Annotated in this window: 18 protein-coding genes; 4 read left to right on the top strand and 14 right to left on the bottom strand. The window is 66.0% G+C overall.

The features are described 5' to 3' along the window. Positions 1–85 precede the first annotated feature (85 nt). From LK542_RS07190 to phaC, 4 genes are all read right to left on the bottom strand, one after another. Positions 86–1,249 carry a cystathionine beta-lyase gene (locus LK542_RS07190; RefSeq protein WP_227811363.1) on the bottom strand — a complete coding sequence of 388 codons (1,164 nt, stop codon included), beginning with the start codon at positions 1,247–1,249 and terminating at the stop codon, positions 86–88. Continuing rightward, a complete protein-coding gene (gene rimO, locus LK542_RS07185; protein WP_227801123.1) occupies positions 1,246–2,694 on the bottom strand; it encodes a 30S ribosomal protein S12 methylthiotransferase RimO in 1,449 nt (482 codons plus the stop codon). Before rimO ends, LK542_RS07190 begins: the two co-directional genes overlap by 4 nt. 132 nt (positions 2,695–2,826) lie before the next feature. Beyond that, positions 2,827–3,390 carry a polyhydroxyalkanoate synthesis repressor PhaR gene (gene phaR, locus LK542_RS07180; RefSeq protein WP_227801122.1) on the bottom strand — a complete coding sequence of 188 codons (564 nt, stop codon included), beginning with the start codon at positions 3,388–3,390 and terminating at the stop codon, positions 2,827–2,829. 157 nt (positions 3,391–3,547) lie between these two features. Then, positions 3,548–5,290: a class I poly(R)-hydroxyalkanoic acid synthase gene (phaC, locus tag LK542_RS07175; protein WP_227811362.1), complete on the bottom strand. Its 1,743-nt coding sequence runs from the start codon at positions 5,288–5,290 to the stop codon at positions 3,548–3,550. A gap of 47 nt (positions 5,291–5,337) precedes the next feature. On the opposite strand from phaC, the gene LK542_RS07170 reads away from it, so the two are divergent. Further along, positions 5,338–5,529: a hypothetical protein gene (locus LK542_RS07170; RefSeq protein WP_227811361.1), complete on the top strand. Its 192-nt coding sequence runs from the start codon at positions 5,338–5,340 to the stop codon at positions 5,527–5,529. On the opposite strand, the gene pgeF is transcribed toward LK542_RS07170, so the two are convergent. Both pgeF and LK542_RS07160 read right to left on the bottom strand, forming a co-directional pair. Beyond that, positions 5,530–6,306 (bottom strand): peptidoglycan editing factor PgeF, encoded by a 777-nt coding sequence (gene pgeF / locus LK542_RS07165; RefSeq protein ID WP_227811606.1) that lies wholly within the window; start codon positions 6,304–6,306, stop codon positions 5,530–5,532. It abuts the gene before it with no gap. Beyond that, positions 6,306–7,319: an RluA family pseudouridine synthase gene (locus LK542_RS07160; RefSeq protein WP_227811360.1), complete on the bottom strand. Its 1,014-nt coding sequence runs from the start codon at positions 7,317–7,319 to the stop codon at positions 6,306–6,308. The genes pgeF and LK542_RS07160 overlap by 1 nt, the downstream gene beginning before the upstream one ends. A 97-nt stretch (positions 7,320–7,416) precedes the next feature. On the opposite strand from LK542_RS07160, the gene LK542_RS07155 reads away from it, so the two are divergent. After that, positions 7,417–8,253, top strand: coding sequence for an outer membrane protein assembly factor BamD (locus LK542_RS07155; protein WP_227811359.1), 837 nt, complete (start codon positions 7,417–7,419; stop codon positions 8,251–8,253). A 51-nt stretch (positions 8,254–8,304) separates the two neighbouring features. Here the strand turns inward: LK542_RS07155 and yaaA are convergent, their stop codons facing one another. Further along, the gene (gene yaaA, locus LK542_RS07150; protein WP_227801117.1) at positions 8,305–9,075 is read right to left on the bottom strand and encodes a peroxide stress protein YaaA; all 771 of its coding nucleotides are present in this window, start codon (positions 9,073–9,075) and stop codon (positions 8,305–8,307) included. Between the two features lie 35 nt (positions 9,076–9,110). Here yaaA and LK542_RS07145 point away from each other — a divergent pair, with 35 nt between their 5' ends. Both LK542_RS07145 and LK542_RS07140 read left to right on the top strand, forming a co-directional pair. Continuing rightward, entirely contained in the window at positions 9,111–9,566 is a 456-nt protein-coding gene (locus LK542_RS07145) for a putative toxin-antitoxin system toxin component, PIN family (RefSeq protein ID WP_227811358.1), read from the top strand. Positions 9,567–9,592: 26 nt separating this feature from the next. Then, positions 9,593–10,750 carry a pyridoxal phosphate-dependent aminotransferase gene (locus tag LK542_RS07140; protein ID WP_227811357.1) on the top strand — a complete coding sequence of 386 codons (1,158 nt, stop codon included), beginning with the start codon at positions 9,593–9,595 and terminating at the stop codon, positions 10,748–10,750. Between the two features lie 136 nt (positions 10,751–10,886). Here the strand turns inward: LK542_RS07140 and LK542_RS07135 are convergent, their stop codons facing one another. Genes LK542_RS07135 through LK542_RS07105 form a run of 7 tightly spaced genes read right to left on the bottom strand, consistent with a single transcriptional unit; the run spans position 10,887 to position 17,365 of the window. Further along, positions 10,887–11,957, bottom strand: a complete 1,071-nt coding sequence (locus tag LK542_RS07135; RefSeq protein ID WP_227811356.1) for a lipopolysaccharide assembly protein LapB — start codon at positions 11,955–11,957, stop codon at positions 10,887–10,889. Further along, complete coding sequence (locus LK542_RS07130) at positions 11,954–12,844, bottom strand: ExeA family protein (protein ID WP_227811355.1); 891 nt, start codon at positions 12,842–12,844, stop codon at positions 11,954–11,956. Before LK542_RS07130 ends, LK542_RS07135 begins: the two co-directional genes overlap by 4 nt. Next, on the bottom strand, positions 12,844–14,628 hold the full coding sequence (gene mshL, locus LK542_RS07125) for a pilus (MSHA type) biogenesis protein MshL (RefSeq protein WP_227811605.1): 1,785 nt from the start codon (positions 14,626–14,628) through the stop codon (positions 12,844–12,846). The genes LK542_RS07130 and mshL overlap by 1 nt, the downstream gene beginning before the upstream one ends. A gap of 22 nt (positions 14,629–14,650) precedes the next feature. After that, complete coding sequence (locus tag LK542_RS07120) at positions 14,651–15,016, bottom strand: hypothetical protein (protein ID WP_227811354.1); 366 nt, start codon at positions 15,014–15,016, stop codon at positions 14,651–14,653. Next, complete coding sequence (gene gspM / locus LK542_RS07115; RefSeq protein ID WP_227811353.1) at positions 15,013–15,780, bottom strand: type II secretion system protein GspM; 768 nt, start codon at positions 15,778–15,780, stop codon at positions 15,013–15,015. The genes LK542_RS07120 and gspM overlap by 4 nt, the downstream gene beginning before the upstream one ends. Beyond that, the gene (locus tag LK542_RS07110) at positions 15,777–16,433 is read right to left on the bottom strand and encodes a PilN domain-containing protein (protein WP_227811352.1); all 657 of its coding nucleotides are present in this window, start codon (positions 16,431–16,433) and stop codon (positions 15,777–15,779) included. The genes gspM and LK542_RS07110 overlap by 4 nt, the downstream gene beginning before the upstream one ends. Continuing rightward, positions 16,430–17,365: an agglutinin biogenesis protein MshI gene (locus tag LK542_RS07105; protein ID WP_227811351.1), complete on the bottom strand. Its 936-nt coding sequence runs from the start codon at positions 17,363–17,365 to the stop codon at positions 16,430–16,432. The genes LK542_RS07110 and LK542_RS07105 overlap by 4 nt, the downstream gene beginning before the upstream one ends. Positions 17,366–17,560: the final 195 nt, after the last annotated feature.

Raw genomic sequence — 17,560 nt, 5'->3', positions numbered from 1 at the left:
CAATAAAACTTACTGTAAAGAAAGTCTATCACGAAAGTTGCCGTGTGGAAATGATGACGCACAAAAGCGACGGTAGGGCCCGTCCTTACAACTTTGTCATTGCCTGATTGAGATCGGCGATCAGGTCATCCGTGTCTTCCAGACCAATATTGAAGCGCACCAGCACGCCCTGTTCCTGCCACTGGCTGCGAATGGCGCGGATCCGGTAAGGCATGACCAGGCTGTTCGGGCCGCCCCAGCTGTAGCCGAGGCCAAACAACTCGAGGGAATCGACGAAGCGGTCGGTCTGTTCTTCCGTATAGCGCGGATCGAACAGCACCGAGAACAGGCCGCCGGCGCCCTTGAAATCACGCTGCCAGTTCGCGTGGCCCGGGCAATCGGCGAAGGCCGGGTGCAGCACTCTGGCGATCTCAGGACGCGCCTTGAGCCAGCTTGCCACCTTGCGCGCGCCCGCATCGTGGGCCTCGAAGCGCAGCTTCATGCTCGGCAGGCCGCGCATCACCAGGTAGGCGTCGTCCGCGCCCACACCCAGGCCGAGGCGCATGTGGGCCTGCGCCAGCTGGTCATTCAACGCGCGATCGCGGGTGATGACGGCGCCCATCAGAAGGTCGGCGCCGCCCGACTGGTACTTGGTCAGCGCGTGCATGACGATGTCGGCGCCGACATCGAAGCCGCGCAAGGCCAGGCCAGCCGACCAGGTGTTGTCGAGCGCGACCGGCACGCCCTGCTCCTTCGCGGCGCGGCAGATAGCCGGCAAGTCCGGCACTTCCATCGACACCGAGCCTGGGGCTTCGGTCCAGACCAGTTTCGTGTTCGGCTGGATCAGCCCGGCGATGCCGCTGCCGATCATCGGTTCGTAGAAGCGCGCGCTCACGCCGAAGTCCTGCGCCAGCCAGCGGCCCAGTTCGCGGTTCGGGTTGTACACGTTCTCGGGCAGCAGCACGTCGTCGCCGCTTTTGAGGAGCGCGAAGTTGATCATCGCGATCGCCGACAGGCCCGAGGGTGCCAGCAGGCAGTGCTGGCCGCCTTCGATCGCGGCCAGGCGCGCTTCCAGCGTGAAGGTGGTCGGCGTGCCGTGCAGGCCGTAGGTGTACGAGGTCTTGTCCTTCCACTGGCCCGAGCGCATGGCCGCCACGTTCTCGAACAGGACGGTCGAGGCGCGGTGCACGCCCGGCGGAAAAGCGTCGAAGCCGCCGGGCGCCTGGTAGTCGCTATGGATCAGCGAAGTCTGGACCGACTTCTCGCTCATGCCACAGTGGCCCACAGGTCGTGCGCGTCGGCCCTGGTGATTACCACGTCGATGAACTCGCCCACGGCCGGCTTGGCCTTGCCCGGCTGGAGAGCGCGCTTGATGTGCACGACGCCGTCGATTTCCGGCGCGTCGGCGGCGGTCCGGCCGATCGCCTCGCGGGCGCCGACTTCGTCGACCAGCACGCGCATGGTCTTGCCGACCTTGGCCTGCATGCGCTTGAGGGAAATCTCTTCCTGCAGCAGCATGACGCGCGCGCGGCGTTCTTCGCGCACCGCTTCCGGCACCGGATTGTCCAGCAGGTTGGCGGTCGCGCCCTCGACCGGCGAATAGGCGAAGCAGCCCAGGCGGTCGATCTGCGCTTCGCGCAGGAAGTCCAGCAGGTATTCGAATTCCGCTTCGGTCTCGCCCGGGAAACCGGCGATGAAGGTGGAGCGGATGGTCAGGTCCGGGTTCATCCTGCGCCATGCCAGGATGCGGTCGAGGTTCTTCTCGCCGCTGGCCGGGCGCTTCATGCGCTTCAGGACGTCAGGGTGCGCGTGCTGCATCGGGATGTCGAGGTAAGGCAGCACGTGGCCGTCGCCCATCAGCGGAATGACCTGGTCGACGTGCGGGTAGGGATAGACGTAGTGCATGCGCACCCAGGCGCCGTACTGGCGCGCGAGCTTGCCCAGTTCTTCGGTGAGCTGGGTCAGATGGGTCTTGACCGGGCGGCCGTTCCAGAAGCCGGTGCGGAACTTGACGTCCACGCCGTAGGCGCTGGTGTCCTGCGAGATCACCAGCAGTTCCTTGACGCCGGCCTTGAACAGGTTGTCCGCTTCCTGCAGCACTTCGTGGATCGGGCGCGAGACCAGGTCGCCGCGCATCGACGGGATGATGCAGAAGCTGCAGCGGTGGTTGCAGCCTTCCGAGATCTTCAGGTAGGCGTAGTGCTTCGGGGTCAGCTTGACGCCGTGGTCCGGCACCAGGTCGACGAAGGGGTCGTGCGGTTTCGGCAGGTGGATGTGCACCGACTCCATCACCTCGGCCACTGCATGCGGGCCGGTCACAGCCAGCACCTTCGGGTGCACCTTGGTGATGATGTCGTCACCGGCGGCGTCCTTCTTCGCGCCCAGGCAGCCGGTGACGATCACCTTGCCGTTCTCGGCCAACGCTTCGCCGATGGCGTCGAGCGACTCCTGCACCGCGGCGTCGATGAAGCCGCAGGTGTTCACGATGACCAGGTCGGCGCCGTCATAGGACTTGGCGGTCTGGTAGCCTTCGGCGCGCAGCTGGGTCAGGATCTGCTCGGAGTCGACCAGCGCCTTCGGGCAGCCGAGCGACACGAAGCCAACCTTGGGTGCGGCGATGCCCGGGGCCGGGCTCGGAATGACGAGCGATGGCGCAGGAGCTTCAGCGACGGCAGCGGCGGATGCGGATGCGGGAATACGACGGAGTTCGGTCATGGGTGGACGACAAAGAATCTGGGCAATCCACGATTGTACCCGAAGCGGGTGTGCCGGTGGAACCGGCGGGGGTGTTTGCCGGCCCAGAACGGGCCGGCGGCTGTCGCTATACAGCGACTTCTTGCTCGCTTGTTACTTCTTGTCCGTCGGCGGGGTCATGCCCGGGAACGGGAAGGCGCCGAACATGGCCTTGCTCTGGTTCTGCATCTGTTCCTGCATCTGCAGGAACAGGTTCTTCGACTGGTCGATGTAGTTGTTCATCATGCCCTGCATCATCGGGCCCTGGACGTTCATGAACTGGGTCCACATTTCCGGGCTGAAGGGCTTGCCTTCCAGGGCGCCGGCGGCGTTGCTGGTGAACTTGTTCTGGATGTCGGTGAAGGCCTGCACGTTCTTCTCGAGGTAGGAGCCCATCATGCCCTGCATGGCATGGCCGTAGTAGCGGATGATCTGGGCCAGCACCGAGCTCGAGAACATGGGGACGCCGTTGGCTTCCTCTTCCAGAATAATCTGGAGCAGGATGCTGCGGGTCAGGTCTTCGTTGGTCTTGGCGTCGACCACGGTGAACTCGTCGGCGTCGAGCACCAGCTGCTTCACGTCGGTCAGGGTGATGTAGGAACTGGTCTGGGTATCGTACAGACGGCGGTTCGGGTACTTCTTGATCAGGCGTTCAGCACTCTTTTTTGCACTACTCATCTCTTGTCTCATCGTTGTGCGCTGCAGCTGCGGGGCCGTTCCGTCTTGCAAAAATATTGCCTGACGGGACGGACAGGCCCACACCATACCACGACCCGCGCGCAGGTGCAGCAATTATTAGACTACAAACTTCCGTGGTGTTTTTGTTATTACGCGATCAATCCGCGCGCGCCTTGACGTAACGCCCCGGCGCCGCCTCAAGCGGGCGATATTGCGCGTTGCCCGGCGTGGCCGGCGCCGCCACGTCGGCCCCGCCGTTCTGCGCCAGGAAGCCGGCCCATTCCGGCCACCAGCTGCCCTTCTGCTCGGTCGCGCCGGCAAACCATGCCTCGGCCGTCTTCGGGCGCGACTTGCCGTTCTTGTCGTTGACCCAGTAGCTGCGCTTGTTCTTGGAAGCGGGATTGATCACGCCCGCGATATGGCCCGAGGCGCCCAGCACGTAGCGATTGGCCTTCGGGTTCTTCGGGTTGAGCAAGTCCATCGAGGCGAAAGCCGCTTCCCAGGGGACGATGTGGTCTTCTTTCGAACCGTACACGAACACCGGGCAATCGATCTTGCCCAGGTCGACCGGCACGCCGCACACGTTCAGGGCGCCCGGCACCTTCAGCTTGTTTTCCAGGTAGGTGTTGCGCAGGTACCAGCAGAACATCGGACCCGGCAAATTGGTGCTGTCGGCATTCCAGTACAGCAGGTCGAAGGCCGGCGGCTCCTTGCCCTTGAGGTAGTTCTGCTGCACATAGTTCCACACCAGGTCGTTCGGGCGCAGGGCCGAGAAGGTGGTGGCCAGGTCGCGGCCCGGCATCAGGCCACCGCTGCCCAGGGTCTGCTCGCGCAGCGCCACCTGGGCCTCGTCGACGAAGACTTCGAGCACGCCGGTGTCCTGGAAGTCGAGCAGCGTGGTCAGCAGCGACAGGCTGGCGGCCGGCTGCTGGCCGCGCGCGGCGAGCACCGCCAGCGCGGTGGCGGCAATGGTGCCGCCCACGCAGAAGCCGAACACATGGGTCTTCTCCTGCCCGGTGATCTCGCGCACCACGTCGATGGCCTTGATCGCACCCGTCTCGACATAGTCGTCCCAGCGCAGGTGCTTGAGCTTGCCGTCCGGGTTGCGCCACGACACCATGAACACCGTATTGCCCTGTTCGACCACGTAGCGCACCAGCGAGTTCTCCGGCTGCAGGTCGAGGATATAGAATTTGTTGATGCAGGGCGGGATCATCAGGAGCGGCACCGCCTTGACGGTCGGCGTCGTGGGCGTGTACTGGATCAGCTGGAACAGTTCGTTCTCGAACACCACCTGGCCCGCCGTGGTGCCGACGTTGCGGCCGACCTCGAAGGCCGATTCGTCGGACTGCGAGATGCGGCCCTTCTGCAGGTCGGCCAGCATGTTGGACAAGCCCTTGGTCAGGCTCTCGCCCTTGGTCTCGATCAGCTTCTTCTGCGCTTCCGGATTGGTGGCGAAGAAATTGGCCGGTGACATGGCGTCGACCATCTGCTGGACCGCGAAGCGGATCTTCTGGCGCTCGCGCGGACCGGCCTCGACGGCGTCGGCCAGGGCCAGCATGAACTCGGAATTCAACAAGTAGGAGGCCGCCGAAAAGGCCGACAGCGGATGCTCGCGCCATTCGGAGGACGAAAAACGCTTGTCATGGATCTCGGGTGTCTTGCCGCTCACAAAATCCTGCCACAGCTGGCCAGCCTTCTTCAGGTAGCCGTCGCGGATGCTTTCCAACTTGGCCGGGGCGATTCCGGCGCCGAAATCCTTCAGGACACCGGCCAGGGGATTGGCGCCGGCGCCTGGGGGCGTCATGGTCGGCATCGTCATCCAGCCCTGCCAGACGCTCGGGTCGGCAAACTGGCTCATCCAGGAGGCGGCAATAGCTTGGGGGTCAGGCATGTTCATGTCAGCGTCCAATGTTTAAAATCCGGTTACTGCTTGGGAGAATGCGCATGTGGATCGTCGCCGTAGCCTGGATTTATGTCGTTGCCCTGATGGCGGCAACCGAACCGACCGTGGTGGACGGCGTGATGACCTTCGTCTTCTATTGCGCCCTGCCATTATCCATTGTTTTTTATCTCACAGGGTCAAAACGCAGGCGTGCGCGGCGCGAAGCGCAGGCGCGCGACAACGCGCCCAAATAACTATTTGAGCCAGATCAGACTGGCCTGGCGGCCGGTGACACGATCGCGCCGGTAGGAATAGAAGCGCTCCGGCGCGCTGAAGGTGCACACGCCGCCCCCGTGCACGCGCGTGATGCCGTCGCGCGCCAGCATCAGGCGTGCCAGCGTGAACATGTCGGCCAGAAATTTTACCGGTTGGTCAGATTTTGGGCGGAACGCCGCCAGCGTCGCGTCTCCCGGCAGTGCGGCCAGGAAGGCGTCGCGCACGTCTTCGCCCACCTCGAAGGCCTCGGGCCCGATCGCAGGCCCCATCCAGGCCGTGATCTCGCCGGCCCCGGCCGCCCGCATAGCGCGCACGGTCTCACCCAGCACTCCCCCCGCAAGCCCGCGCCAGCCGGCATGGGCCGCGCCCACCACCCTGCCCTCGAGGTCGGAGAATAGCACCGGCAGGCAGTCGGCGGTCAGGATCGCGCATACCTGGCCTGGGGTGCTGGCAATGCTGGCGTCGCCGGTGCGTACCGGCTGGTCCGGCCCGACGGTGCAGGCGTCGACCACGTCGGCGCCGTGTACCTGGGCGATCCAGGCCGGACGTCCCGGCAGGTACTCCTGCAGGCGTGCCCGGTTACTGCGCACGGCCTCGGGTTCGTCGCCGCAGTGCAGGCCGAGGTTCAGTCCCCCGCCGCCCTTGCCGTCGTCATACGGTCCCTGGCTCACACCGCCGTCGCGGCTGGTCGCCAGCGCGCCGACATTGGCCGGCAGGTCGGGCCACGCGGGCCAGACCAGCGCTTCTCGCTCCATCATTCCTCGCTGTCGTCGTCGCCAGGCTCTTCGATGCCGGCCTTGGCGATGAGTTCGGCGAAGTCGGCCGCCAGCGGCACCGTCCACTCGCAGGGTTCGCCCGTGCCCGGGTGGACCAGGCCGAGGCGGCGTGCCTGCAGGGCCTGGCGGTGGAATACCGGCACCAGATGCTGCTTGCCGTAGACCGCGTCGCCTACCAGGGCAAAGCCCAGGTGCTGCATGTGCACGCGGATCTGGTGGGTGCGGCCGGTCTCCAGGCTGCAGCGCACCAGGCTCACCGGACGGCGGTCGAGGCTGCCGACGGCGACGCGCTTGTAATGGGTGATCGCCGGCTTGCCGAACATGCCAGTGGACACCGCCATCTTGACGCGGTCGCGCGGGTGGCGGCCCATCGATGCATTGATGGTGCCGGACAGTTGCGGGGTGCCCCACACCAGCGCAAAGTACTCGCGCTTGACGGTGCGCGCCTGCAGCTGGCGCACCAGGTCGGTCTGGGCCGCCAGGGTCTTGCCGACCACCATCAGGCCGCTCGTGTCCTTGTCGAGTCGGTGCACGATGCCGGCGCGCGGCACGCCCACCAGTTGCGGGCAATGGTGCAGCAATCCATTGAGCAGCGTGCCGGTCCAGTTGCCGGCGCCCGGGTGCACGACCAGGCCGGCCGGCTTGTTGATGACGATGATGTCGTCGTCCTCGTGGACGATAGGCAGCAGCATGGGCTCGGGCGCGAAGGCCGTGTCTTCCGGCGCGGCCTGCGGCTCGATGACGATGGTTTCGTCGCCGTAGGCGGTATCCTTGCCGCGCGCCGGCTTGCCGTCGACCTTGACGAAGCCGTCTTCGAACCAGAGCTGCAGGCGGCTGCGCGAGAACTGCGGCACCAGGCCGGCGATCACTTTATCGAGGCGCTGGCCGCAGGCGGAGGAATCGAGCTGCAGGGTGATCGGGGACAGGTCGGGACCGGCAGTCAGGTCGAACCCGCTCTCGAGCTCGTCGTCTAAATCGGAGTCGAGAGGCATTTCCGCCGAATTCGGCGCAGGAGTTAATATCACGTGAGTCCCATCGGCTATAATCAGCCGTTCGTTGAATCTAGGTAAAACTTTCTTGCAAAGAGCTATGCAAAAAAAATTGTCTGTGTTGGTCGTCGCTGTCGTCTTCGGTTTGTCCGCCTGCAGCATCTTGCCCAAGCGGGATGACGACACCAAAAATTGGTCAGCGGAGAAATTATACGCTGAGGCACGCGATGAGATGAACAGCGGCAGCTATGAAGCGGCCATCAAGCTGTTCGAACGGCTCGAGTCGAACTACCCATTCGGCACCTATGCCGCGCAAGCGCAGATGGAAATTGCGTACGCCCACTACAAGGCCCAGGACCAGGCCGAAGCCCTGGCCGCGGTCGAGCGTTTCATCAAGCTGCACCCGAACCATCCGCAGGTCGACTATATGTATTACCTGCGCGGCCTGATCAACTTCAACGACCAGCTCGGCTTCCTGAGCTTCATCTATTCGCAGGATCCGACCGAGCGCGACCCGAAAGCCACGCGCGAAGCCTTCGCCGCTTTCAAGGTCCTGGTCGACAAGTTCCCGAACAGTAAATATGCGCCGGATTCGATCGCGCGCATGAACTACCTGGTCAATGCGATGGCCCAGTACGAAGTGCACGTGGCGAACTACTACTACCGCCGCGGCGCCTTCCTGGCCGCGCTGAACCGTGCCCAGGCCGCCGTGCGCGAATACACCGACGCCCCGGCCCGCGAAGAAGCGCTGTTCATCATGATGCGCTCCTACGACAAGCTCGGCATGCCGGCGCTGCGGGACGACACCCAGCGCGTGCTGGTGCTGAACTATCCGAACAGCACTTTCCTCAACCCGAACGCCAAGGGCGACGCCCCATGGTGGCGCTTCTGGTCGAAGTCGGGTCCGCGTCCGGCGCCGGCAGACGCCATCAAGTAAGTCTGGTGAAGTGATCCGGGGCGGCAGCTGCAAATCGGCCGCCCTGCCCGCTCAGGCTTCCTGGCGGCGGCGGAACACCCAATCCTGCTCGTTCGACGCGGCGGCGTCGAAGGCATAGCCGTCGACGTCGAAGTCCTTCAGTCGTTCCGGGTTCTTGACGCCGTGCTCGGCCGCATAGCGCGCCATCATGCCGCGGGCGCGCTTGGCGAAGAAGGAAATGATCTTGTACTTGCCGTTCTTCCAGTCCTCGAACACCGGCGTGATCACCGGCACGTCCAGCAGCTTCGGCTTGACCGACTTGAAGTACTCTTCCGACGCCAGGTTGACCAGGGCCTTGCTCTTCGTCTGGGCGAGCTGGCGGTTCAGCGCCTCGGTGACGCTGTCGCCCCAGAAGGCATACAGGTTGTTGCCGCGCGGGTTTTTCAGGCGCGTGCCCATCTCCAGGCGATAGGGATGCATGCGGTCCAGCGGGCGCAGCAGGCCGTACAGGCCCGACAGGATGCGCAGGTGGCGCTGCAGGTAGTCGATTCCCTTCGCGTTCAACGTGCGCGCGTCGAGGCCGGCGTACACATCGCCGTTGAAGGACATGATGGCCTGGCGCGCCTCCGCATGGTCTTCGCTCCAGTGCGCATAGCGCGTGACGTTGAGCATGGCCAGGCTGTCGGACAGGTCCATCAGCTCGGCGACCTGGCCCGGAGAATAGGTACGCAGTACGTCGATCAGTTCGGCGGCACGCGGGATGAAATCCGGCGTGGTATGTTCCTTGGTGGTGCTTGGGGATTCGAGGTCGAGGGATTTTGCGGGCGACAGGACAATCAGCATCGGTTCAAACAGCTTTGCATTAAAAAATTTCCCACATGATACTCGTTCCACAAAAACCCATCGTCATCGACACCAATGTCTGCCTCGACCTGTTCGTCTTCCACGACCCGCGCTGGGCGCCGCTGCTGGAAGCGCTGGAATCGGGCGAACGGGTGGCCGTCACCCGCGCCGACTGCCGCGACGAATACCTGGCGGTGCTGAAGTACCCGCACCTGCCGCTCGACGAGGGTTCGCGCGAGCAGGCCATCGCCCGCTTCGACGCCCTGCTGCGCGTCATTGCGCCAAGCGCGAAACACGTGCGCCTGCCGGTGTGCACGGACCGCGACGACCAGAAATTCCTCGAAATCGCACGCGACGCCGAGGCCGAGGTCTTGATTACCAAGGACAAGGCCCTGCTCAAGCTGGCCCGCCGCACTGCGCGCGAAGGCCTGTTTAAAATCATGGTGCCCGAGGCCTGGCTCAAGGCCAGACTCGCCGCCGCGCTAGAATGAACCCATTGCATCCACAGCCTGCCACTATGACCGTTCCCGTTTTGCGCACCCGCCTGCCCGCCGTGGGCACTACCGTCTTCACCCAGATGTCGCAGCTCGCCCTCGAACACGGGGCCGTCAACCTGGGCCAGGGCTTTCCCGACTTCGGCTGCGACCCGAAGCTCATCGACCTCGTCAACGAGGCCATGCGCGCCGGTCACAACCAGTACCCCTTCATGACCGGCGTGCCGGCCCTGCGCGAAGCGATTGCCGCCAAGGTCGAGGCCCTGTATGGCCGCGCCTACCACCCGGGCAGCGAGATCACGGTCACCTCCGGCGCCTCGCAGGCCATCATGACCGCCATCCTGTGCAGCGTGCATCCGGGCGATGAAGTGATCGTCATCGAGCCGGCCTACGACTGCTACCTGCCCGCGATCGCGCTGGCCGGCGCCGTCGCGGTGCCGGTGGCGATGCAGGTCGAGCAGCAGGGCTACAGCGTGCCCTGGGATCGCGTCGCCAGCGCGGTGACGCCGCGCACCCGCATGATCGTCGTGAACACGCCGCACAACCCGACCGGCTCGATCTTGCGCATGCCCGACCTGGAAGCGCTGGCCGGGATCGTCGCCGGCAGCGACATCCTGATCCTGTCCGACGAGGTGTACGAGCACATGGTGTACGACGGCGAACAGCACGCCTCGGTGTCGCGCCACCCAGTGCTGGCCGAGCGCGCATTTGTCGTTTCGAGCTTCGGCAAGACCTACCACGTCACCGGCTGGAAGGTCGGCTACGTGGCCGCACCAGCCCCGCTCATGGTCGAGTTCCGCAAGGTCCACCAGTACAACGTGTTCAGCGTGAACACCCCGATGCAGCACGGGATCGCCGGCTACATGCAGGACCCGACGCCCTACCTGGAGCTGCCGGCTTTCTACCAGAAGAAGCGCGACCTGTTCCGCGACGGCCTGGCGGCTTCGCGCTTCGAACTGCTGGAATCAAGCGGCACCTATTTCCAGTGCGTGCGCTACGGCGCCATTTCGGATTTGCCGGAAGCGGAATTCGCCAGGTGGTTGACGGTGGAAGCGAAGGTGGCGGCGATTCCGGTGTCGGCGTTCTACAGCCAGCCGACCGAATCGGGGATCGTGCGCTTCTGTTTTGCGAAGAAGGATGAGACGCTGAAGAAGGCCCTTGAAACCTTGAGCCGCCTGTGATCCGTAGGGTGGGCGGGTCTCCCGCCCACGCGGTGATAGTTAGACGACGAAGGGACGAACCAACAGATCTTGCTGTGGCTGACCGCGTGGGGTAATTCGGGCCCGTGGCCCGAATTACGAGCCGCCCACCCTACGGTTAGCGGGCGAGCTGCTTGAGCTTACGCTCGACAAACCCCTGCAGCTCCGCCGACAGCGTCCCGCTGGCCTGCGCCTTCTGGTAGGCATCCGCCGCCTCGGCATGGCGCTTCTCCGCCTGCAGCGAAATCCCCAGCCCCATCCACCACACGCCATTCTGCGGCGCGGTGCGCAGCGCGGCCGTGTAATGCTCGACCGCCTCGCGATGGCGCTGCTCGCGCTGCAGTGCGCCGGCCAGGAAAGCGCGGTATTCGCCGCTGCCCGATGCATAGGGCAAGGTGCGCATCAGGGTGTCGATGCCCGGACTGCCGCGCTCGAGCTGCAGGCGTGCCAGCAGCATGGCCATCGCCGGCTGGCGCGGATCGAGCGCCAGGGCGGCGCCCAGCTGGCGGATCGCCTCGTCCGGGCGCCTGGCCTCGATCAGCAGCGACACCAGGGTCTGGCGCGCGGCCTCGTGGCGCGGGTCGGCGCGCAATGCCGACTGAAGGTGTCCCATGGCTTCGGTGACGCGGCCGTCTTCCAGGCTGGCGAGCCCGCGCCGGTAGGCATTCTCGGCGCGCTGCGCCGTCGTCTCCACGCGCCCTGCCGCAGCAGCGGGTGTGGTTTTCGGCGGCGTGGCGGCTTTTGGCTTCGCCGGTTCCGGCCGTGCTGCGACCGGCTTCGGCGCCGCTGCTTCCTTCTTCACAGGAGGCTCGGCCTTCTTCGGTTCGACCGGGATGGGCGGCGCCGGCGCAGGCTCGGCTTGCGCTTGCGCCGGCTCCTGTATCGGCTCCGGTGCCGGTGCGGCTTCGGCCAGTACCGGCTGCACCGCTACGGGGGCCGCCGCAGGCGCAGGCGCACTCACGGGCGCCGCTGCCACCGGCACCTCGACCGCGGTGGTCTGCTGGATGCGCCAGGCCAGGTAGCCGGACCCACCCAGCACCACGGCCAGGCCGCCCAGCAGCGCCACGCGCAACCAGGGGAAGCTGCGCTCGGGCGCCTGTACCGGCCTGATCTCGGGCGACACCGCGGCCGGCCCGGGCTGGCCGCCGCGGGCGTCCAGGTCCTGCAGCATCTTGTTAATCAAACTCATCGTACCAACGCCCATGCAATGCCGGCCACGGCGCCGGCCAGAACACCGCCGACGGCCAGGCCCGGCCAGTAGCGGCGTTTGGCGCCCACGGTGTCGAGCGCCGCGGTGAGCACGTGCGCGCTGCCGACCTGCTGCTTGCCCTGGCCATAGGCCAGCATCAGCGCCTTGTGCGACAGGATGTTCACCAGGCGCGGCACGCCGCCGCTGGCCTTGTACAGGCGCCGGATCGCAGGGCGCGTGAACAGGCGCGCGCCGGTGAAGCCGGCCACGCGCAGGCGGTGCGCCACATAATAATCTAGGTCGTCACGCGAGAGCGGCCCGAGATGGTAGTGGAAGGTGATGCGCTGGGCCAGCTGGCGGATCTGCTCCAGCTCCAGTTTGCGGTTCAGCTCCGGCTGGCCGAACAGGACGATCTGCAGCAGCTTTCTCTTCTCAGTCTCGAGGTTGGTGAGCAGGCGCAGCGCCTCCAGGCTTTCCACGGGAATGGCCTGCGCCTCGTCCAGGCACAGGACCACCTGCAGCCCCTGCCCCGCCAGCTCGAGCAGGCGCAGGTTGATGGCCTTGAGCAGCTGGTGCTGGTCGACGTCGCGTTCGAGCACGATCTCCAGCTCGTCCGCGAGCGCCAGCATCAGGGTGCGCGGCTCCAGGTAGGGGTTCGGGATGTAGGCGGTGACGAAGCCCTCGCCCAGCGTGGCCATGAACTTGCGGCACAGCAGGGTCTTGCCGGTCCCGACCTCGCCCGTGATCTTGATGAAGCCTTCGCCGCTGCGCGCGGCCACCAGCAGCGTGTTGAGCGCTTCCTGCGAGCCCGGGCTGCCGAAGAAGAAGCTGGTGTCCGGGGTGATCCCGAACGGCAGCTCGCGCAGGCCGAAGTGTGGGGCGTACATTACCGGCCGCCCGTCCGCGTGACACCCTGCTGGGCGGGGTCGAGGTTGTCGATGCGGCGCTGGGTGTCGAGCAGGTCCTGGCTCCAGTCGTTGGCGCCTTCGACAATGGTCGGCTTGATCAGCACCACCAGCTCGCGCTTCTGGTTGACCCGGTTCTTGTTGCGGAACAGCGCGCCCAGCACCGGCAGCTTGTCGGCGCCCGGCAGCTGGTCGGTGTCCCCGGTCGAGGCCTGGCGCATCAGGCCGCCGATGGCGACCACCCGGCCATTCTGGCCGCGCACGATGCTGTCCAGTTCACTCGTCGACGAGGCGGCGAGCGGCAGGTTCAGGGTACCGGCGCTGCCCAGGTTCACGCCCTTGTTGACGGTGGTAACCTGGCTGACCGAGGGGTGCACATGCAGAAGGATGTTGCCCTTGTCGTCGATCTGCGGCGTCACGTCCAGCACCACGCCCGAGAAGAAGGGCTGCAGCGTGACGCTCGGCGTGGTCGAACTGCCGGCCGCGGTGCTGTCGGTCGTGGTGGTGACGCCGGTGACGTAGAACTCGTCGGTGCCGATCTTCAGCACGGCCTTCTGGTTGTTCATTGCCGCTACGCGCGGGCTGGACAGGACATGCACGGTGCCCTGCGACTCCAGGAAGGAGATCAGCGCCGCGAAATTATTGGTCTGGAAGGCGAAGCCGAACAGCGATCCCGCCGCGTTGGCCGCCTGCGACAACGAGAAGCCGGTGCTCGCATTCAGGCCGTTGCCGTTGGTGATGACAGGCGGCTGTCCGCCGTTATAGGGCAGCGGCGCCAGGTTGGCGCCCGGCGAGATCAAGCCGCCCGAGACGCGGTTGGCGTGCGAACCGCGGAAGGAGGCGAACGAGGCCCAGTTGATGCCGCTCTGGAAGCTGTCGTTCAGCTCGACCTCGAGGATCTTGGCCTCCAGGATCACCTGGCGGTCCACCGACAGCTGGGTCGCCTTCAGGTACATGTCGACGTTGCGCAGCTCGTCCGGCATGGCGCGGATCACGACCACACCCGACTGCGGACTGATCACCACGCTGCGGCCGCCCTCTTTCGAGCCGACCATCGCCTCGACCGCGGCCTTGAGGTCGGCCCAGAAGTCGTTCACCGACGTCGTCGACACGTCGGTACGCTGGATCTGGGCGCCGCCCCCGCCGAACTGGTTGCTGTCGCTGCCGCCGTTGCCTTGCGGGCTCTGCCCGTTCTGGCCGCCGTTCTGGTTGTTGCCGTTGTTGCTGCCGACATCGCCCACCGAGGTCGAGTTCACCCGCAGGTTCGAGCTGCCGCGGCGCAGCGCCGTCAGGTAGTTCACATGGAACATCCGGGTCTGCATCGTCAGCGGCCGGATCGTGATGCGGGCGCCGTCGATGCGGTAGTCGTAGCCGTACATCTCCTTCACTGCTTCCAGGGTTTCCTGCAGCGTGACGTCCTTCAGGTTGGCGCTGATGCTGCCGCTGACGTCCGGATGCACCAGCATGTTGTAGCGGGTGCCGGCCACGATCGAGCGGAAGAACTGCTGCGCCGGAACGTTGTTGAAGTTGACATTAAAGCGTTCCTCGAGCGCGGGACGCGCCTTCGGCAGCTGGGTCGCCAGTGCGCTGGCGGGCGGCAGCAGTGCGTTGGCCACGGCGTCGTCGAGCGGCGCCGCCGCGGCGGGCTGGCTGTTGGCGCGGGCCATTTCGCGCTTGACCGCGTCGTAGGCGTCGTGGCGCGCGCCGGTCTGGCAGCCGGCCAGCAGGCACGCGATCGCGGCGGGAATCAGGAAGGATGTGCGCATCATGTCTCCGTCGGTTGGCCGCTCAGTTGGCAGGCGTGATGCCGCGGTCCGGCGACTCGGCGGCCGCTGGCTCGAGGCGCAGTACCTGGCGCTCGCTGCCGCGCACCAGCTCGACCGCGGTCTGGGTCATGCGCGCCACGCGCGCGCCCTTGTAGCTGTCGCCCACGCGCACCATCTCGCCGTCGATCACGGCGACCTGACGTCCGCCGCGGCCGATCAGCACCGACTGCAGGCGCGGCTGGCCATCGCCGGCGGCGACGCCATCCAGACGCGCGCCCAGCGAAGCCGGGGGGCGGGTCGGATCGAGCAGCGCCTGGGCGCCGGCGCCATGGGAAGCGAGGGAGGCCAGCATCAGGGCTGCCAGGGTGGTTGCAGTCAGGGTCTTCACAGCTTCATCCAGTTCCGGTCCAGGCTCAGGGTATAGAGCGTGAGCGTCAGGCGGGAGGCCGGATATTCCTCCACGTCGAGCTGCGCCTTGCCCCAGAACAGGCGGGTCGGCATCGCTTCGAGCGCGCTCATGTAATCGACCATGTCGAGATAGTTGCCGCGCACGGTCACTTCGACGCCGTGGCGGTACAGCACCTCGGCGGGCTTGCCGGCGTCCGGCGCAGGTTCGGACGCAGGCGCCGGCGCGGCCGCGGGCGCTAGGCCGGCTGCCGCGGTGATCGCGGCCACGGCCGGCGCGGCAGCCGGTGCTGGGGTCGCCGCGGTGGTCGCGGCGCGGCCGGAAATCGTCTCCACCGGCAGCGTCCGCATCGACACCAGCTGCAGGCGGCCGTTGGCGCGCAGGATGGCGTCGACCAGCGGCGCCATGCGCTCCGGCGCCACCAGGCCGTTCTGCATCGCCAGCAGGGCGTCGCCGATGCGGGCCGATTCCTGCTTGACCGCTTCCAGCCGCGCCTGTGCCGGCGCGTCCGGGTCGACCTGGTAGGCCGTCACCCGGGCCGCGATCTCGGCATCGATGCCCATCATGTCGTTGCGCGCCTGGAGGATCTGTTCGAGCAGCGCTTCCTGTTGCTTGTAGATTGGCGCCAGCACCAGCTGGTAGCCGATGAACGAGACCACCGCCACCGCGGCGGCGAAGGCCAGCACCCGCTCGCGCAGGGTGAGCGCGTCGATGCGCGCCGCCAGCTGGATCAGCCTTTGCTTCATGGACGCGGCGCCTCCACGACGGACTGCAGGCTGAACTCGACGTAGGGTGCGGGCGATGCTACCTGCTTGCCGTCCGGCCCCGGCGCTTCGATCTTCGCGGCCTGGCCGATCTGCAGGCTGGCGAAGGATTTGCCCTGCAGGAGCGGCTCCTGGGTGAGGCGGTTGATATAGCCCGGCACCAGGGTCGGGTCGAGGGTGCGGCCCTTGATGCCGATGTTGGCGCCGGCCACGCTGACGCCGGTCAGCCACAGGCCGGGGACGCTCTGGCGCGCGAAGGCCTGGAAGTAGCCGGCAAAGCCCCTGGTGTCGCCCAGTTCGCCCCGCTCGAGCACGCTGGAGACGTGGCGCAGCGCGGCCAGCTGCGCTTCGGCCTGCGCGATCTGGGTTTCCAGCCCGGCGCTCCTGGTGCGCGGCGCGAACTGCGCGTTCACCGTCGCCAGGCGCGCCTGCTTGCGCACGAGGCGCTCGGCTTCGGCGTCGCGCTCGCGCTCCATGCGTCCGGTGGCCGCATGCAGGGCGGCGCCGATCACGGCGATGCCGGCGACGAGCACGAGGAGCGACACGCCCATCATGGGCGCGCTCACGACCTTCTTCTGCGGCAGGAAGGCCGGGTTGAACAGGTTGATCTGCTGCACACTGGCGCGCTGGGTCATGCCGCCTCCACCGCGCGCAGGGCTGCGCCCAGGGCCAGGAAAAAGCGCTGCTGCACGGCCTTGTCGGCCAGCTCGGGAACACGCTGCAGGTCGAACACGGTATCCAGGTCGAGGGTCTCGACCGGCATGTACAGGTTGCTCGACAGGTATTCGTCGAGTCCCGTCACGCTCGAGGGCGCCAGCACCAGCTTGGACACGCTGATGAAGGAGAACTGGCGCTCGAAGTGGTCGAGCGAGCGCTGCAGCTCCAGCGTGATGCGGTCGAAACTGGCATGCTTGCGCTCATGGTCCGGCTCCAGCAGCTGCTCGAGCGTTACGTCGAAGCGCCGCGACAGGTAGAGTTCGCCGCGGTAGGACACGGTCAACAGGCCGCCATCCTCGCCGAAGGACAGCATGGCCACGCCGCGCCCCTCGGGCTCGAGCAGGGCCGAGATGTTACGCTGGGCCATCTCCGGGATATCGATGACGCGCAGGTCGACCTTGGCGTCCAGGAACAGCTTCTGGCGTGGCCGGATCACGCTATTGCGCGCCGCGATGGCGAATACCGATTGGGGCCGCCCCTGGGCTGCCCCGTCGAGCGGAATTTCCAGCACGTCGACCGTGGCGTCGCTTGCCGGGAAGTCGAGCATATCCTTCAGGCGCCACTGGATCGCGGTGCGCATTTCTTCCTTCGGCACGTTGGGCGCTTCGACGCTGATCACCTGGTATTCGCCGCCGCCCAGCAGGGTCGCGCAGCGGTAGGCATTGGCCTGGCCTTCGCGGCCGGCCTGTTCCAGCACGGTGTCCGGCTGGCCCGGCAGGAAGCGGGCGAAGCGCACGAAGGGCTTGCCGCCCTCGCTGACCGGCTTGATGCTGGCAGCCGCCACGCCGTCACGCTGCACGGCAATGGTCAACCACCCATCCTTTTTCCTGGCTTTCTTGAAAAAACGCATCGAGCGGCAAAGTTCCTGTCAGCAGAGAAATAATTACGCGGCAAAGTCTTGATTATATTCAAGACTCAGACGATGGGCCCAGAAAAATGCTTGAAAACCACGGAATTTGAGGGCCTTGTGGCGTTGCGACAGTTTCTGTTGTCGAACCATCTCGCAATGAGCAGGGATCCAAAAACGACACCGCCCTGCTTTCAG

Origin of the sequence: Massilia sp. IC2-477, assembly GCF_020707265.1 — a bacterium.
In the GTDB taxonomy this organism is placed as follows: domain Bacteria; phylum Pseudomonadota; class Gammaproteobacteria; order Burkholderiales; family Burkholderiaceae_D; genus Telluria.
This window is presented reverse-complemented; position numbering and strand designations above follow the sequence as displayed.

What these genes read in the sequence shown, in the direction of transcription:
- LK542_RS07190 (WP_227811363.1), bottom strand. Translation starts at nt 1,249, where the DNA reads ATGAGCGAGAAGTCGGTCCAGACTTCGCTGATCCATAGCGACTACCAG.
- mshL (WP_227811605.1), bottom strand. Translation starts at nt 14,628, where the DNA reads ATGCGCACATCCTTCCTGATTCCCGCCGCGATCGCGTGCCTGCTGGCC.
- yaaA (WP_227801117.1), bottom strand. Translation starts at nt 9,075, where the DNA reads ATGCTGATTGTCCTGTCGCCCGCAAAATCCCTCGACCTCGAATCCCCA.
- LK542_RS07160 (WP_227811360.1), bottom strand. Translation starts at nt 7,319, where the DNA reads ATGCCTCTCGACTCCGATTTAGACGACGAGCTCGAGAGCGGGTTCGAC.
- phaR (WP_227801122.1), bottom strand. Translation starts at nt 3,390, where the DNA reads ATGAGTAGTGCAAAAAAGAGTGCTGAACGCCTGATCAAGAAGTACCCG.
- LK542_RS07145 (WP_227811358.1), top strand. Translation starts at nt 9,111, where the DNA reads ATGATACTCGTTCCACAAAAACCCATCGTCATCGACACCAATGTCTGC.
- LK542_RS07110 (WP_227811352.1), bottom strand. Translation starts at nt 16,433, where the DNA reads ATGACCCAGCGCGCCAGTGTGCAGCAGATCAACCTGTTCAACCCGGCC.
- LK542_RS07170 (WP_227811361.1), top strand. Translation starts at nt 5,338, where the DNA reads ATGTGGATCGTCGCCGTAGCCTGGATTTATGTCGTTGCCCTGATGGCG.
- rimO (WP_227801123.1), bottom strand. Translation starts at nt 2,694, where the DNA reads ATGACCGAACTCCGTCGTATTCCCGCATCCGCATCCGCCGCTGCCGTC.
- LK542_RS07105 (WP_227811351.1), bottom strand. Translation starts at nt 17,365, where the DNA reads ATGCGTTTTTTCAAGAAAGCCAGGAAAAAGGATGGGTGGTTGACCATT.
- LK542_RS07155 (WP_227811359.1), top strand. Translation starts at nt 7,417, where the DNA reads ATGCAAAAAAAATTGTCTGTGTTGGTCGTCGCTGTCGTCTTCGGTTTG.
- LK542_RS07140 (WP_227811357.1), top strand. Translation starts at nt 9,593, where the DNA reads ATGACCGTTCCCGTTTTGCGCACCCGCCTGCCCGCCGTGGGCACTACC.
- pgeF (WP_227811606.1), bottom strand. Translation starts at nt 6,306, where the DNA reads ATGGAGCGAGAAGCGCTGGTCTGGCCCGCGTGGCCCGACCTGCCGGCC.
- LK542_RS07130 (WP_227811355.1), bottom strand. Translation starts at nt 12,844, where the DNA reads ATGTACGCCCCACACTTCGGCCTGCGCGAGCTGCCGTTCGGGATCACC.
- LK542_RS07135 (WP_227811356.1), bottom strand. Translation starts at nt 11,957, where the DNA reads ATGAGTTTGATTAACAAGATGCTGCAGGACCTGGACGCCCGCGGCGGC.
- phaC (WP_227811362.1), bottom strand. Translation starts at nt 5,290, where the DNA reads ATGAACATGCCTGACCCCCAAGCTATTGCCGCCTCCTGGATGAGCCAG.
- gspM (WP_227811353.1), bottom strand. Translation starts at nt 15,780, where the DNA reads ATGAAGCAAAGGCTGATCCAGCTGGCGGCGCGCATCGACGCGCTCACC.